This is a genomic window from Rhodopseudomonas telluris, from assembly GCF_042432815.1.
Taxonomy (GTDB): Bacteria; Pseudomonadota; Alphaproteobacteria; order Rhizobiales; family Xanthobacteraceae; genus Rhodopseudomonas; species Rhodopseudomonas telluris.
On sequence record NZ_JBHLWM010000010.1, the window covers coordinates 1 to 16,725 of the forward strand.

The window sequence follows — 16,725 nt, forward strand, 5'->3', positions numbered from 1 at the left end:
ACGGCCGGTCACCACGGTGCCGCGGCCCGAGATCGAGAACACGTCTTCGACCGGCATCAGGAACGGCTGGTCGATCGGACGCTCCGGCTGCGGGATGTAGGCGTCCACCTGCTTCATCAGCTCGAGGATCGCGTCGTGGCCGAGCTTCGGATCGGAGTTCTCGAGCGCAGCCAGCGCCGAGCCCTTGACGATCGGAATGTCGTCGCCCGGGAAGTCGTACTTCGACAGAAGCTCGCGCACTTCCATCTCGACCAGTTCGAGCAGTTCCGGATCGTCGACCATGTCGCACTTGTTCAGGAACACCACCAGCGCCGGCACGCCGACCTGACGGGCCAGCAGGATGTGCTCGCGGGTCTGCGGCATCGGGCCGTCGGCCGCCGACACCACCAGGATCGCGCCGTCCATCTGCGCCGCGCCGGTGATCATGTTCTTCACGTAGTCGGCGTGGCCGGGGCAGTCGACGTGCGCGTAGTGGCGGTTCTGCGTCTCGTACTCGACGTGGGCGGTCGAGATCGTGATGCCGCGCGCCTTCTCTTCCGGCGCCTTGTCGATCTGGTCATAGGCCGTGAACGTCGCACCGCCCGTCTCCGCCAGAACCTTGGTGATCGCCGCAGTCAGCGACGTCTTGCCATGGTCGACGTGACCGATCGTCCCGATGTTGCAATGCGGCTTGGTACGTTCAAACTTTGCTTTGGCCATCGCTCTTCTCCGTTCAGTCGCGGCTTACGCCGGCGACAATCAGGCAAACTTCTTCTGGACTTCAGCCGACACGTTGGCCGGCGCTTCCGCGTAGTGGTCGAACTGCATCGTGAAGGTCGCGCGACCCTGGCTCATCGAGCGCAGGTTGTTCACGTAACCGAACATGTTCATGAGCGGCACCATCGCGTTGATGACGTTGGCGTTGCCGCGCATGTCCTGGCCCTGGATCTGGCCACGACGCGAATTAAGGTCGCCGATCACCGAGCCGGTGTAGTCTTCCGGCGTCACGACTTCGACCTTCATGATCGGCTCCAGCAGAACCGACTTGCCCTTCTGCAGCGCCTCGCGGAACGCGGCACGCGAAGCGATTTCGAAGGCCAGCGCCGACGAGTCGACGTCGTGATACTTGCCGTCGACCAGCTGCACCTTGACGTCGACCACGGGGAAGCCCGCGACCACGCCCGAGGACAGCACGCTCTCGATGCCCTTTTCGACACCGGGGATGTATTCCTTCGGCACCGCGCCGCCGACGATCTTCGACTCGAACACGTAGCCGCCACCCGGCTCGTTCGGCTCGACCACGAAGCTCACCGCAGCGAACTGACCGGTACCACCGGTCTGCTTCTTGTGGGTGTAGTCGACTTCGGCCTTCTTGGTGATGCGCTCACGGAACGCCACCTGCGGCGCACCGATGTTCGCATCGACCTTGTAGGTGCGCTTCAGGATGTCGACCTTGATGTCGAGATGCAGTTCGCCCATCCCCTTGAGGATGGTCTGACCCGACTCCAGATCGGTCGACACGCGGAACGACGGATCTTCCGCCGCCAGCTTCGCCAGCGCGACGCCGAGCTTCTCCTGGTCTGCCTTCGACTTCGGCTCGATCGCGATCTCGATCACCGGCTCCGGGAATTCCATCTTCTCGAGGATCACCGGATTGGCGGGATCGCACAGCGTGTCACCGGTGCGAGCTTCCTTGAGGCCGGCCAGCGCGACGATGTCGCCCGCATAGGCTTCCTTGATGTCTTCACGGTTGTTGGCGTGCATCAGCAGCATGCGGCCGATGCGCTCCTTCTTCTCGCGGGTCGAGTTCACCACGCCGGTGCCGCTCTGCAGGATGCCCGAGTAGATGCGGCAGAAGGTGATGGTGCCGACGAACGGGTCGTCCATGATCTTGAACGCGAGCAGAGCCAGCGGCTCCTTGTCGTCGGCCTTGCGGACGACTTCGTTGCCGGCTTCGTCGGTGCCCTTGATCGCCGGCACGTCGATCGGCGACGGCAGGTAGTCGACCACGGCGTCGAGCAGCGGCTGCACGCCCTTGTTCTTGAAGGCCGAGCCGCACAGCACCGGATAGAACGCGCCGGTCAGCACCGCCTTGCGGATCAGGCGCTTCAGGGTCGCCTCGTCCGGCATGGTGCCTTCGAGGTACGCGCCCATCGCGTCGTCGTCGAGCTCGACGGCGGCTTCGATCATCTTCTCGCGATATTCGTTGGCCTGATCGACCAGATCAGCCGGAATGTCGGCGTCGTGGAACTTGGCGCCGAGCGACTCGTCGTCCCAGACCACGGCCTTCATGCGGACCAGGTCGATCACGCCCTTGAAGTTGTTCTCAGCGCCGATCGGCAGCTGGATCGCAACCGGCTTGGCGCCGAGGCGGTCGATGATGTCCTGCAGGCACTTGAAGAAATCGGCGCCAGTCTTGTCCATCTTGTTGGCGAAGACGATGCGCGGAACCTTGTACTTGTCACCCTGGCGCCAGACGGTCTCGGTCTGCGGCTCGACGCCCTGGTTGGAGTCGAGAACGCACACGGCGCCGTCGAGCACACGCAGCGAACGCTCGACCTCAATGGTGAAGTCGACGTGGCCGGGAGTGTCGATGATGTTCAGACGCTTGCCGTTCCAGAACGCGGTGGTCGCGGCCGACGTAATGGTGATGCCGCGCTCCTGCTCCTGCTCCATCCAGTCCATCGTCGCGGCACCTTCGTGCACTTCGCCGATTTTGTGGCTCTTGCCGGTGTAATAGAGGATGCGCTCGGTCGTCGTGGTCTTGCCGGCATCGATGTGGGCCATGATGCCGAAGTTGCGGTAGTCCTCGATGGCGTGAACGCGGGGCATGACGTCTTCCTTGATTCCGTTGCTTCGCCGTTACCAGCGATAGTGCGAGAACGCGCGGTTGGCTTCCGCCATCTTGTGCACGTCTTCACGCTTCTTCACGGCGTTGCCGCGGTTGTTCGAGGCGTCGAGCAGCTCGGCCGACAGACGCTCCGTCATGGTCTTTTCGTTGCGGCCGCGCGCGGCAGCGATCAGCCAGCGAATGCCCAGCGCCTGACGGCGGGTGGAGCGAACTTCGACTGGCACCTGGTAGGTCGCACCACCGACGCGGCGGGAGCGAACCTCGATCGAGGGCATGACGTTGTCGAGCGCCTGCTCGAACACACCGAGCGGCGGCTGCTTGGTCTTGGCCTCGATCAGATCGAAGGCGCCATAGACGATGCCTTCGGCAACCGACTTCTTGCCGGCGTACATCACCGAGTTCATGAACTTGGTGACGATGATGTTCCCGAACTTCGGATCCGGGAGAACTTCGCGCTTTTCGGCAGCGTGACGACGGGACATGAATCCTCTCCCCGCTTACTTGGGACGCTTCGCGCCGTACTTCGAACGGCGCTGCTTACGGTTCTTGACGCCCTGGGTATCGAGGACGCCGCGGAGGATGTGGTAGCGCACGCCCGGCAAGTCCTTGACGCGGCCGCCGCGGATCATCACCACCGAGTGCTCCTGAAGGTTGTGGCCTTCACCCGGGATGTAGCCGATCACCTCGAAGCCGTTGGTCAGCCGAACCTTGGCGACCTTACGAAGCGCCGAGTTCGGCTTCTTCGGCGTCGTGGTGTACACGCGAGTGCACACGCCGCGCTTCTGCGGCGACTGCTGCAGCGCCGGAACCTTCTTGCGCGACTTCTGCACCGCGCGCGGATTTGCGATCAGCTGGTTGATCGTCGGCATCTTCGCCTTCACCCTTAGCTTCGCGCGAAACTTCGAGAGTTTCGCAAATTCATTCGGGGCACCCGCCCCAGCGGCCGCCTCACCCGATCGGACACGTCCGACCACGCAAAGCGAAATTGCGCCAGCCACTCATCGCTGAGCGGAAAGCGCTTCCATGCAACAGAGGACCGCAGCAACAACCCGGTCAGCGGATGCTGGCCGGCCCGTACCGAGGTCATGCTTCCAAAACCGCCCTCAGGAGAAAACTGCTCGAGAGAACGCTGAACGTCCTGGCATTGCCTGGCTTATAGAGACAGCGTTTGAGCGTCTTGGGTCGAGGTTGGTGCCCGAAATCCGCGAGGGACGTCCGGGTGATCCGTTCCGACGTTGGCGAAGCTCACCGCCTGTCTTGAAGTGCGCGGTTTTTATCGGTACGGCACCTGCAAGTCAAGGCCAAACCGTGTGCTTGATGACGTTATCACGTCATCGCAGGGCCCCTGCCCTCTGAGCAGGAAATGCCTATCGCACGGGGACTTCTAGCATCGCCCGGAGCGGCCGAAAAGGACGCCCAGCGGGGGATCGCGACGTGTGGCGGGCGAACGATTTCGACCTCTTGCGCCGGATTCGGCGGAGAATCGCAACGCGCAACAGCGGCAGTTGCACCGAGTCGCGTAACTCTTTGCCTGAGTTTGGTGAACGATTCGTGACCTGGATCTCATCCCGGTAGCCGCACGCCCATCGAACCAACTTTAAATTGCATATCTTCCAATCTGCACCATTTTAGATACTACCCCCCGGATGAACGCCACCACCGATTGCAAGCGAGTGCAGGGCCGTGCTTACTGTCGTGACCAGAGGCCGATGCGCTTCATGCTGCGGGACTCGACATGACAGTGCGACACGCGGGCCGTGCCTGCGCCGGCCTGCTCGCGCTGGCGGCTGTCGCCCTGCCCGTGCATGCTTTGGCGGGCGACGACGACGCGGATGACGAGGCCAAGCCGGCCGCGCCCCAAGTCTATCTCGACCTGCGCACGTCCTATGCCCGAGTGCCGGCCGGCGTGCTGGCGATCGGCTTCAGCAATCCCTCCGGGCTGCTATCGCAGCTGTCGGAACTGACCACCCGGCCGACGCCGTCCCTCCCGGCCAGCCAGGGCGTTGCACTGGACGTCCCGTTGACCGTCGACGTCAACGACCGCGTTTCGCTGTACGGCGGCTTCAGCGCCACTGCCTCGAAGGCCGGCGATCTCGACTGGAGCGCCGTCGCGATCACGAGCTGGAGCGCTGGCGTTCAGGCCGACATCTATCGGCAGGACGGCGGTTCGATCCCGACGCTGACGCTGCAGACGACGCTGACCCGAGCGGTGCCGTCCGGCCCGCTCGCCACCACCTCGCTCAACACGATCCTGGAGGCCAGCTACGGGCTCGACGCCGAGGAGCATCGCGGCCTGCTCGCCGGCGTGCAGTCGACGCTGACAGCGATCGATGCCGACCGCGCCGAGATCCGCCCCAACTGGGTTGGCTGGCTCGGCGGTTTCTATCAGTGGGACAACAACTGGAAAGCGACCGGCCGCGTCGGCATGCAATCGTTCGGCGGCGCCCGGCTCGTCAATCTGACGCCGCTGGCCGCCTTCACCCAGCCGATCGTCCGGTTCGACCTCGACAAAATGGATGACGACGACAACCGCCTGTTCGGCCTCACCGCGCAGATATCCTGGACGCCGAAACCCGCCTATCAGCTCACGCTGCGCGCGCCGCTCTATCTGACGAAGAACTGAGGACGCGGCGGCCCACAGCAGGCCCAATCTCATGACGAGGACGCGCGGCTGACTGGGACCAGGCGCTGCGGGCTGCCGGAACCCGTGGATGGCCGGGACCAGCCCGGCCATGACGGAAATCGGAACGTTCCGGTTTAGCGATTAGGCTACATCTCGCTGAGACCGGACGGCGGAGGGCTCTCACTCCTCGTCGTCATCATCCTCGTCGTCATCGTCTTCATCATCGTCATAGCCGCGGTTTTTCTGGTCGTCCCACAGCTTGCGATAGACGCCGTTCTTGGCGAGCAGCTCCTTGTGCGAGCCACGCTCGATCGCCTGGCCGCCGGAGATGACGATGATCTCGTCCATCTCGACCACCGACGTCAGCCGATGGGTCGAGAAGATCATGGTGCGACCGCGGGCCAGCTTCAGCAGCGTCTTGTTGATCGCGGCTTCGGTCGTCTGGTCGAGCGCCGAGGTCGCCTCGTCGAGCAGCAGCACAGAGGGGTCGCGGACGATGGCGCGGGCGATCGCGAGACGCTGGCGTTGACCACCGGATAGCGTGTCGCCGCGCTCGCCGACCTGGGTGTCGTATTTGTCCGGCAGGCTCATGATGTAGCGGTGGATCTCGGCCTTCTTCGCGGCCTCGACCACCTCCTCGTCGGTCGCGCCTTCCTTGCCGAGCCGGATGTTGTCGCGGATCGACATGTTGAACAGCATGTTCTCCTGGAACACGACCGCCATGCTCTGGCGCAGCGAGTCCAACGTGACCTTGCGAACGTCGACGCCGTCGATACTGATGCGGCCCTCGTCCGGCTGATACAGCCGCAGGATCATGTTGAGCAGCGTGCTCTTGCCCGAACCGCTCGGGCCGACGATCGCGATGGTCCTGCCGGCCTTCAGCTTCAGGCTGAGATTGTCCAGCACCGGCTGCTCGGCCCCCTCATAGCTGAAGGTCACGCGCTCGAAGGCGATGTTGTCGGTGATGCGCGGCAACACCGCCGCCCCTGCCCGGTCGGCGATCGGGGTCGGCTCGTCGAGCAGCTCTTCCATATGGCGGACCGCGGCCGCGGCCTGGATCGCGACCGGGATGAACTGCATCAGATGGGCGATGTTGTAGGACACCTCCCAGAACGCACTCTCGAAGGTGACGAAGGTGCCGACCGTGATCTGGCCCTTGGTGGCGAGATAGGCGCCGATCGCCAGCACCACGAGGTGCAGCAGCAGCACGGCGACCGTCACCGACCGCTCGACCATCGAGCGCAGGAACACCGCCTCCGCGATCTTGTTGCGCGTGGCGTTGTTGCGCAGCGTAAAGAAGCCGAACATCTTGCGCTGCAGGCTGAAAGCCTTGACCACCGCCTGCGCGGCGACGTTCTCCTGCACCATGCCGAGCAGCCCGGCCTCCTGAACCTTCTGCTCGTAGTTGGCCTGCACGGCCTTCGGCGTCAGGATTCGCGGGCCGATCAGCGTGATCGGGAAGATCAGCAGCGCCACGACGGCAAGCTGCCAGTTCAGGAACAGCATCAGGATGATGCCGGCGACCAGCTCGAGCAGCGGCAGCATCGCCGTGTTGGCGAAGATCTCGACGACATTCTCGAACGCCGCCATGTCGATCGAGAACCGCGACAGCGTCTCGCCGCGCTTGGTGCGGGCGAAATAGCCGGCCGGGAGGCGCTGGACGTGCTCGAACAGCCTGTTGCGCACATCGGTGATCACCGAGGCGGCGAGTCGCGCGTCCCAGCGTTCGTACCAGACCGCCACGATCGAGGTAATGACGCCGGCGATCGCGAGGATCGACAGGATCTTGTAGAGTTCCTGAAAGTCCTCCTCGCCGAGCGCGTCGTCGATCAGAAACTTGAGGCTGAGCGGCATGATGACGTTGAACAGCGTCTCGACAACGACGCCGAACATCACGATCGCGATCATCTTCCGATAGTTCGGCAGGATCGGCCGGACGAAATGCGCAATCGTCGCCAGCGCGCCGGCGGCCTCGCGGGCCGTGAAGACGACGAGTTCCTCGTCGTCGTCATCGTCCTCGTCGTCTTCGTCATCCCCGTCGTCGGCCGCAGCCTTCGGCGCCGGCGGAGTCTTGTCCTGGACGATCTGCTTCACCGGCGACTTGCCACCCGGCACCGGCGAGGCCACGGCGCCGACCGGTATGGCGAACTTCTCGTCAAGCGGTGACGCCGCGGCGCCCTCCGCAGCCGGCTCCCCTGCCGGCGGCGCCGCCGGAGACTGAGCGCCGCCATCGGCGGGAGGATTGGCGGGTGGCTTGCGCGTCATGAAGCGGAACCGTTGCTGGCCGGCGGGCGACGAACTGGCTGGAGACGAAAATGATCGACGCCGTGACTCGTTCGAGCCACGGCGCCGCAATCCTTATGCGATGTCAGCAGGTCCGGCCAAGCCGTTCGTGCTCATTCTTCGTCGTCGACCTTGTCGAAGAACGAATAGCGCAGGCTGTCCGCGTCGCCGTACCACTGCCCCGGGCCCTTGCCGGCCTTCAGCGTGGCTTCCCAGAGCTGATCGCTGCAATCCTTGCGATGCATCGACAGGTCGAAGCCATTGTTGAAGAACAGCTCCGACCATTCCCACCAGGTGCCGAGCTTCTTCACCGCGCGCAGCAGGTCGTAGCGGTCGACCACCTTGGGGTCCATGTCGCTGGTGACGGAGCCGAAGACCACGCCGGTGCGGGTGACGCGGTTGAGTTCGCGGATCGCCTTGACGACACGCGCTTCCGGCACGTGGCACAGGCTGGTCTCGAACACGAAATCGAACTCGCCGTCCTCGAACGGCAGTTCGGCGATCGAGCCGAACTTGTTGTACGGCTTCAGCGCCTCCGGCGTCTTGGCGAAGATGCCGCGGTTGTTCTCGACGCCCCAGGCGTCGATGCCGCGGTCACGCAGCGCGCCGACCAATTCGCCGCTCGCCGAGCCGGCGACCAGCAGCTTGGCGCCCTGCGGGACGTCCCAGACCGTCCTGATCATCTCCAGCAGGTAGTCCGGGTTGGTGAACTGCTGCCAGACGTCGCGATACGGGCCATGGTTGCGATAATTCTCGAAATACGACGCGTCGATCTTGTCGGACACCGCCTTTTCGGCGAGCGCCCGCGCCCGGCGCAATTTCATCGTCTCGGTGACGATGATGTCGGTCGCGGCATCCGAAGAGTCGAGCAGGCCGTTCAGGGTCGAGTCGAACAGGTAGTCGCCGACCACGACAAAGCCCGGATGGTTCTTCGGCTCCGGCCGATGATTGGTCATCACGTCACGCACCGGCAAACCGCCGGGGATGCAGTTGACCGACGACAGCCAGCGATGCGTCTTGCCTTCCATGAAGTGATCGCGGGCGTCGCCGATCGCGGCCGGCAGCGACTTCAGCGCGAGATCGATCAGTTCCTTGTCGGTGAGGTTCGAGAACGCCAGCGCGTCCGAGCCGGCGACCAGGAAGTTGAGCACGCCGTATTTGCCGACGTCGTGACGCGAGCCTTCGTTGTAGACGCAGCAGCCTCCGAAGGCTTCCGACATGAACCAGGAGCCCGGAATCTTGTCGCCCCAGAACGGCGAGTCGAACAGCAGCGAGATGCGCAGATAGTGTGCCGGCCGGTCGAAATAAGCGACGTGCTTGACCATCGCCTTGCGCAGCTGCTCGCTGCCCCACGCCAGCGTCGCCAGCCAGTTGTGCGGCAGGCACATCAGCACGAGATCGAAATCGCGCGTCTCCGGCCCCTTGCCGTTCATCATGTTCAGCTCGTAGCGCCCGCTCTCGGTCTTGCCGACCTTGAGGACGCGGTGATTGAGCTGGATCTCGGCATCGACCTCGGAGCGCAGCCCTTCGATGAGCTGCTCGTTGCCGTTCTGGATCGAATACAGGCCGATATAGCCGTCGATATCCATCACGAAGTTCTTCAGCGCGTTGAGGCCGTTGGTATTGTGGCACTCGGTCGCGATGTCGGACTTGGCCATCACCTTGATGAAGCGCTTGGCGATCGGATCGTCGATCTCCTTGTCGAGCAGCTGCTCGCAGTTCTCCCAAGCCCAGGGGTGCTCGTTGTCCTGCGCGCCGACGCCCTCATAGTAACCGACGGGGTTGATCTGCTCGGAGCACTTCTTGCGGAAGGCGAGGATCGCGTCGGCGGTCTTGTCGCCGTACTTCTTGCGCATCCCGGGCACGTCATTCAGCAGCTCGCCGTCGAGCTGCACCTGCTCGGCGTCCATCGGGATGGTCTGCAGGCCGAAATGCTGCACGAGTTCGCGCAGCGGGTCCGGTCCCGTCATCGAGTAGTCGTACAGTTCGGCAACGCCCGCCTCGTACAGCGCGGGCGCGGTGTCGAAGGTGCGGGAGACGATCTTGCCGCCCAGCCGGTCGGATGCTTCGAAAATCGTAATCCGGCACAATGGGCCGAGTTTCTTCTTCAAGTACCAGGCGCTCATCAGGCCGCCCGGGCCGCCACCAACGATTGCAAGGTCAAACATCTCGGTCTTTCAACGCATGGCGCAGGCCGTGTGCCGCGCCGCCAAACCCGATCCGCAGCCGGCGATCGGGTGGATTCGATTCTCTGCGAAAATCAGCTTGAGATCAATGCGTTAAGGCTGATTTTGACGTCGAACCGGCGCCCCTGCCGGAAGGATCGCGTCGTTCATGAACAGCAAGGCGCTTTTCACCTGAAGGAAAGATGAACGGACCGTGAGAACCGGCCTAAAAGCCTGCCATGCAATCAAAAACGGCAAGCTCCCGCGCTGCGCCGAGCCCCCTTCTAGACGACCCAAAGCGAGGATCCAAGGCCCTCTGCCGCCAACGACGGGAGCCGGAGGTAGCCGGTTGGCGGCAGGCTCGCGCGGGGCTGCGCCGCCTCAGCGTCGGAGGAAGTCGCCCGCGACGCTGGCGAGGGGCGAGTTGGTCATCTGCAGGCGGTCCAGATCGAGCCGATCGTGCCGGAGGACATGCATGGTCCCGGCCTCCAGGTCCAGGAAGGTGCGCCCGATCCATTGCCAACCGCGGGCCGCCAGGGTCGGGACCAGCCGCGTCGGCACCGCCATGAAACTTTGGGCCGCTCCGGCCAGATAGGCACTGCGGTAAGCCTGAAGCAGCAGCGGCACGATCAGCGCTTGAGCGCCCCCATCAGACCTCACCGCGAAGCGCGACATGACGATCGTCGCGTTCGGATCGCCAGGTGTGGCGAGTTCGAGCAGCAGGCCGAGATGTGGGTCGTCGGCCGCATCCGCCGCGCGGGTCAGCCGGATGGTCCCCACCGCCTCGCCGCAGCACTCCGCGACCAGGATCATGCTGCGGTGATCGACCGGCTCGATCAGTGCGGGACTGCCATGATCGGCAGCACCTGGTGCCACGATCCCCTCGCAGGACAGCGCAAAGCGAAGCCGGCCGATTTGCGAGAGGTCTGCCGCCGAGCGAACGACGTGGATCGCCGGGTCCGTCGATTGCTTGGACGGTTCCGGCCATCCTGCGAGAGCAAGATCCGCGTCCGTCGTCCGGGCATGGGCAACAGACGGAGACCTGCTGACAAAATCGGAGGCTTGCATTCTGACTCCGCACCGTTTGGGGAAATTAATTTGCAGGTGCAGGAGGACGATCGCATCACCCAAATGGGTGCCGCCTCGGCGTTTCAGCGAGGCAAACAGCTGTCAGCCGAACGGCAGCTGGCGCCCAGCCAGCAGACTGATCAGTTCCTGCTGCCGGGACACGCCGGTTTTCGCCATCACCGCTTTCAACTGCGCCCGAACGGTTTCGCGGGAGAGGCCTTGGGCGACCGCGATGTCCTCGACCGAGCGGGCTTCTCCGATGCTGCGCGCAACCTTGGCCTCGGCCGGTGTCAGGTCGAACAGCCCCTGAATGACTTCCGCATTGGGCACCGCCGCCCGGTCGATCGGAGTCACTACGAGCAGCGATCGTCCGACCGAAAACACATCATTGGCGACGCCGGATATCGGCAGCAGGTGCACGATCATCGCCGGTCGGCCGATCGCCGCCGCGATCGGAATCGACCGGCCCCCGCGCCCCTGTCCGGCCTGGCTGCCGATCGCAGCCTCAAACACCCCATCCGCGATCGGGTCCGATAGGACGAGCCGGTGCCGCCGATCCTGCAGCGTCAAAGGGACGAGCGCATCCAGCAACGCGTTGCTGGCGACCAGACGGCCGCGACGGTCGAGCACACCGCCAGGCAGGCCGAGCGCCAGGAGTGTGTTGGCCATCGACCGCGCCTGTTCGAGCCCGATCCGCGCCGCCAGCAAGGCGCCGCGAGCCAGATGCGGCCGGATCAGATCGAACCCGTGCACGACGTCGAGGGGGACAGGGCCCTTGGCGAAGGCGCGCTCGAAGGAAAACACGATCGAGTCACCGGACGGCGTGTCGAGCATCGTACCGACGGCCCAGCCGATGCCCCGGCTCCGATAGAACGCGTAGACCGGATCGCTGTCCAACTCCTCCGCGGTGAAGAAATCGCTGTCGCGAACGAAGCCCGGGTGATTGGCGGCCGACAGCCGGACGGGACGTGGATTGATCGCCGCCCACCCGTCGCGCAAGAACTCGATGAAGGTTGCCCTGAGGTCGGACGACGTCGTCCACGACATGTCAGCCCGAGCGAACGTGAACAAGACAGCGCCGTCGCCGGATACTTCCCGCGACATCGCCCCGAGGACGTCCGGCCACTTCTCCGGGACGACGGCTGCTTCGTAGATGCCGTCGATATACTGCAGGAGATCCAAGGTTTTGGCTCCGAGCAATAACGATGAGTATGACGAGCAATCTGCAATCGGCGACTTAGAGTAGTTCGCGTTTGAAGCGGAATGCAACCGGTATCCCCGCAGCTGCGAAGAGAGCGTTCTTCGCTTCGACCGGATTGCCCCGGCCAAGAACGCGGCACTTCGTCGGTTCCACGGCCACCGGAACAAGAAAAGAAAAAGGCCGGGAGCGATCCCGGCCTTTTCGATGTGGTGCTTTGACGGACGGCGTTTATTCCGCCGGCGGCAACTGCAACGGCTCGGCTTCCGGCGTGGCCGGCGGCACGATGGTCGCCTGCTTCTCGCGTTCGTCGAGGATCAGCCGGTCGCGCTTGAGCGCGACTTCGCGGATCTTGGCCATCGAAGCGCCGGTGCCCGCCGGGATCAGCCGGCCGACGATGACGTTTTCCTTGAGGCCTTCCAGCGGGTCCACCTTGCCGTTGACGGCGGCTTCGGTGAGCACGCGGGTCGTCTCCTGGAACGAGGCCGCCGAGAAGAACGACCGGGTCTGCAAGCTCGCCTTGGTGATGCCGAGCAGAACAGGAGTCCCGGTGGCGATCTTCTTGCCCTCTTCCTTCGCCTTGGCGTTGATCGCGTCGAACTCGATCTTGTCGATCTGTTCGCCGGAGATCATGTCGGTCTCGCCCTGGTCGGTGATCTCGACCTTCTGCAGCATCTGGCGAACGATCACCTCGATGTGCTTGTCGTTGATCAACACGCCCTGCAGTCGGTAGACCTCCTGGATTTCGTTGACCAGGTAGGCAGCGAGTTCCTCGATGCCCTTGATCGCCAGGATGTCGTGCGGCGCCGGGTTGCCTTCGACGATGAAGTCGCCCTTTTCGACGATGTCCCCGTCCTGAAGGTGGATGTGCTTGCCCTTCGGGATCAGGTACTCGCGCGCCTCTTCTTCCTTGTCCATCGGTTCGATCGAGATCCGACGCTTGTTCTTGTAGTCGCGGCCGAACCGGATGGTGCCGGCGATTTCCGCGATGATGGCGGCGTCCTTCGGCTTGCGGGCCTCGAACAGTTCCGCCACCCGCGGCAGACCGCCGGTGATGTCGCGGGTCTTCGCGCTCTCGGTCGAGATACGCGCGAGGATGTCGCCGGGCTTCACCTGGGCGCCGATGTCGACCGACAGAATGGCATCGACCGACAGCATGTACCGGGCGTCGCCGCCGCGGGCCAGCTTCAGCACCTTGCCGTCCTTGCCCTTCACCACGATGGCCGGACGCAGGTCCGCACCACCACGGCTCGAGCGCCAGTCGATGACGATACGCTTGGCGATACCGGTCGACTCGTCGAGCGTTTCCGAGATCGACTGATCTTCGATCAGATCCTCGAAATCGATCGTACCCTCGACCTCGGTGAGGATGGGCCGGGTGTACGGATCCCACTCGGCGATGCGCTGGCCGCGCTTCACCTGATCGCCCTCGTCGACGTGCATGCGCGCGCCGTACTGGATGCGGTGGGTCGCACGCTCGGTGCCGTCCGGATCGACGATCGCAACCACCATGTTGCGGACCATCGCAACGTTGTGGTTCTCGCCGTTCCGCGCGATCGCACGGTTCTTGATGACGACCTTACCTTCGAAGTTCGACTCGATCACCGACTGCTCGTTGATCTGCGCCGCACCGCCGATGTGGAAGGTACGCATCGTCAGCTGCGTGCCCGGTTCACCGATCGACTGCGCGGCGATGACACCGACCGCCTCGCCGTGGTTGACCGGCGTACCGCGGGCGAGATCGCGCCCGTAGCACTTGCCGCAGATGCCGTTGACCAGCTCGCAGGTCAGCGCCGAGCGGATCTTCACTTCCTGCACGCCGGCCTGCTGGATCGCCTCGACGTCACGCTCTTCCATCAGCGTGCCGCGCGGGATGATCACCTCGTTGGTGTTCGGATCGCGCACGTCCTCGCCCGCGGTGCGGCCGAGAATACGCGAGCCGAGCGAGGCCACCACGGTGCCGGCGTCGATGATCGCGCGCATCTTGATGCCGAGCGAGGTGCCGCAATCATCCTGGGTGATGATGCAGTCCTGCGCCACGTCGACGAGACGGCGGGTCAGGTAACCTGAGTTCGCGGTCTTCAGCGCGGTGTCCGCGAGGCCCTTACGGGCACCGTGGGTCGAGTTGAAGTACTCGAGAACCGAGAGGCCTTCCTTGAAGTTCGAGATGATCGGCGTCTCGATGATCTCACCCGACGGCTTGGCCATCAGGCCGCGCATACCGGCGAGCTGACGCATCTGCGCCGGCGAACCACGCGCGCCGGAGTGAGCCATCATGTAGATCGAGTTGACCTGATTGTCCGCGCCATCCGCGTTCTTCCGGATCGCGGAGATCTCCTTCATCATCTCCTTGGCGATTTCCTCGGTGGCCTTCGACCAGGCGTCGACCACCTTGTTGTACTTCTCGCCATGGGTGATGAGACCGTCGTTGTACTGCTGCTCGAAGTCCTTCGCCAGCGTACGGGTGGTGTCGACGATCTTCCACTTCGAAGCCGGCACGACCATGTCGTCCTTGCCGAACGAAATGCCCGCCTTGAACGCGTTGAAGAAGCCCAGCGCCATGATGCGGTCGCAGAAGATCACCGTCTCCTTCTGACCGCAGTGACGATAGACCTGATCGATCACGCCGGAGATCTCGCGCTTGGTCATCAGCTTGTTGATGACCTCGAACGGCAGCTTCACCGACTTCGGCAGCACCTGGCCGAGCAGAATGCGGCCGGCGGTGGTCTCGATCAGCCGCTGGTACGGCTTGCCCTCGTCGTCGAGGGAGTCCCAGCGATACTTGATCTTGGTGTGCAGGTGGATGACCTTGGAGAACAGAGCGTGCTCCATCTCCGCGAGGTCACCGAACACCTTGCCCTCGCCCGGCAGGCCTTCCCGCATGATCGACAGGTAGTACAGGCCGAGCACGATGTCCTGCGACGGCACGATGATCGGCTGGCCGTTCGCCGGATGCAGGATGTTGTTGGTCGACATCATCAGGACGCGCGCTTCCAGCTGCGCTTCAAGCGACAGCGGGACGTGCACGGCCATCTGGTCGCCGTCGAAGTCGGCGTTGAACGCGGCGCAGACCAGCGGGTGCAGCTGGATGGCCTTGCCCTCGATCAGCACCGGCTCGAACGCCTGGATGCCGAGACGATGCAGCGTCGGCGCGCGGTTCAGCAGCACCGGATGCTCGCGAATGACTTCGTCGAGGATGTCCCAAACCTCGGGACGTTCCTTCTCGACGAGCTTCTTCGCCTGCTTCACGGTCGTGGACAGACCCTTGGCGTCGAGCCGCGAATAGATGAACGGCTTGAACAGTTCGAGCGCCATCTTCTTCGGCAGGCCGCACTGGTGCAGCTTGAGCTCCGGACCGACGACGATGACCGAACGGCCCGAATAGTCGACGCGCTTGCCGAGCAGGTTCTGACGGAACCGGCCCTGCTTGCCCTTCAGCATGTCGGCGAGCGACTTCAGCGGACGCTTGTTGGCGCCGGTGATGACGCGGCCGCGACGGCCGTTGTCGAACAGCGCGTCCACAGCTTCCTGCAGCATGCGCTTTTCGTTGCGGATGATGATGTCCGGCGCGCGCAGCTCCATCAGGCGCTTCAACCGGTTGTTACGGTTGATGACGCGGCGATAGAGGTCGTTCAGGTCGGACGTCGCGAACCGGCCGCCATCGAGCGGCACCAGCGGCCGCAGGTCCGGCGGGATCACCGGCACGACGGTGAGGATCATCCACTCCGGCTTGTTGCCGGAGAAGCGGAAGGCCTCGACGATCTTCAGGCGCTTGGCGAGCTTCTTGTGCTTGATGTCGGAGTCGGTCTCGGCCATCTCGACACGCAGCTGCGCATCGATCTTTTCGAGATCGAGACCCTTCAGCAATTCGCGGATCGCCTCGGCGCCGATCATGGCGGTGAAGCTGTCCTGGCCGAATTCGTCCTGGGCGCGGAGGTACTCTTCCTCCGACAGCAGCTGACGCTCCTTGAGCGAGGTCAGACCCGGCTCCAGCACCACGTAGTATTCGAAGTACAGGATCCGCTCGAGGTCCTTCAGCGTCATGTCGAGCAGCTGCCCGATGCGCGACGGCAAGGACTTCAGGAACCAGATGTGAGCGACCGGCGCGGCCAGCTCGATGTGGCCCATGCGCTCGCGACGGACGCGGCTGAGCGTCACTTCGACCGAGCACTTCTCGCAGATGATGCCCTTGTACTTCATCCGCTTGTACTTGCCGCACAAGCACTCGTAGTCCTTGATCGGCCCGAAGATGCGGGCGCAGAACAGGCCGTCGCGCTCCGGCTTGAAGGTGCGGTAGTTGATGGTTTCCGGCTTCTTGATCTCGCCGTACGACCACGACAGAATCTTCTCCGGCGACGCGATCGAAATCCGGATCTGGTCGAAGACCTGAGCCGGCGTCGTCGGATTGAACAGATTCATAATCTCTTGGTTCATCGTCTTCTCCTCGCGTACCGATCGTCACCGGCAGCAAATTCGAATGTCTGAGGCAGCTCCCGACCGCGCGCATCGCGTCTGCGCGGCGGGGACGCCCGGCCGGGGCGCGCGCTGTCGCGCGTCC

The 16,725-nt window shown here is 63.9% G+C and carries 10 protein-coding genes; 1 reads left to right on the forward strand and 9 read right to left on the reverse strand.

Going from position 1 to position 16,725, the window contains the following annotated elements; genetic code table 11:
• The 4 genes from ACFFJ6_RS22990 to rpsL form a co-directional block, all read right to left on the reverse strand.
• On the reverse strand, window positions 1-699 hold a 699-nt coding region (locus ACFFJ6_RS22990; protein WP_378392312.1), incomplete at its 3' end, for an elongation factor Tu.
• A 39-nt stretch (window positions 700-738) separates the two neighbouring features.
• Complete coding sequence (fusA, locus tag ACFFJ6_RS22995) at window positions 739-2,811, reverse strand: elongation factor G (RefSeq protein ID WP_378392314.1); 2,073 nt, start codon at window positions 2,809-2,811, stop codon at window positions 739-741.
• Window positions 2,812-2,841: 30 nt separating this feature from the next.
• Window positions 2,842-3,312, reverse strand: coding sequence for a 30S ribosomal protein S7 (gene rpsG, locus ACFFJ6_RS23000; protein WP_378392316.1), 471 nt, complete (start codon window positions 3,310-3,312; stop codon window positions 2,842-2,844).
• 15 nt (window positions 3,313-3,327) lie between these two features.
• Window positions 3,328-3,699: a 30S ribosomal protein S12 gene (rpsL, locus tag ACFFJ6_RS23005; protein WP_025588683.1), complete on the reverse strand. Its 372-nt coding sequence runs from the start codon at window positions 3,697-3,699 to the stop codon at window positions 3,328-3,330.
• An 866-nt stretch (window positions 3,700-4,565) separates the two neighbouring features.
• On the opposite strand from rpsL, the gene ACFFJ6_RS23010 reads away from it, so the two are divergent.
• The gene (locus ACFFJ6_RS23010; RefSeq protein WP_378392319.1) at window positions 4,566-5,453 is read left to right on the forward strand and encodes a hypothetical protein; all 888 of its coding nucleotides are present in this window, start codon (window positions 4,566-4,568) and stop codon (window positions 5,451-5,453) included.
• Window positions 5,454-5,633: 180 nt separating this feature from the next.
• On the opposite strand, the gene ACFFJ6_RS23015 is transcribed toward ACFFJ6_RS23010, so the two are convergent.
• The 5 genes from ACFFJ6_RS23015 to rpoC all read right to left on the reverse strand — a co-directional run bounded on the left by ACFFJ6_RS23015 (window position 5,634) and on the right by rpoC (window position 16,601).
• Window positions 5,634-7,718, reverse strand: a complete 2,085-nt coding sequence (locus ACFFJ6_RS23015; RefSeq protein ID WP_378392321.1) for an ABC transporter ATP-binding protein — start codon at window positions 7,716-7,718, stop codon at window positions 5,634-5,636.
• Window positions 7,719-7,849: 131 nt separating this feature from the next.
• Window positions 7,850-9,904 carry an FAD-dependent oxidoreductase gene (locus ACFFJ6_RS23020; protein ID WP_378392323.1) on the reverse strand — a complete coding sequence of 685 codons (2,055 nt, stop codon included), beginning with the start codon at window positions 9,902-9,904 and terminating at the stop codon, window positions 7,850-7,852.
• A 378-nt stretch (window positions 9,905-10,282) separates the two neighbouring features.
• Window positions 10,283-10,969, reverse strand: coding sequence for a hypothetical protein (locus ACFFJ6_RS23025; protein ID WP_378392325.1), 687 nt, complete (start codon window positions 10,967-10,969; stop codon window positions 10,283-10,285).
• 102 nt (window positions 10,970-11,071) lie between these two features.
• Window positions 11,072-12,151 (reverse strand): helix-turn-helix transcriptional regulator, encoded by a 1,080-nt coding sequence (locus ACFFJ6_RS23030; protein ID WP_378392327.1) that lies wholly within the window; start codon window positions 12,149-12,151, stop codon window positions 11,072-11,074.
• A gap of 247 nt (window positions 12,152-12,398) precedes the next feature.
• The gene (rpoC, locus tag ACFFJ6_RS23035) at window positions 12,399-16,601 is read right to left on the reverse strand and encodes a DNA-directed RNA polymerase subunit beta' (RefSeq protein WP_378392329.1); all 4,203 of its coding nucleotides are present in this window, start codon (window positions 16,599-16,601) and stop codon (window positions 12,399-12,401) included.
• Between the last annotated feature and the right edge of the window lie 124 nt (window positions 16,602-16,725).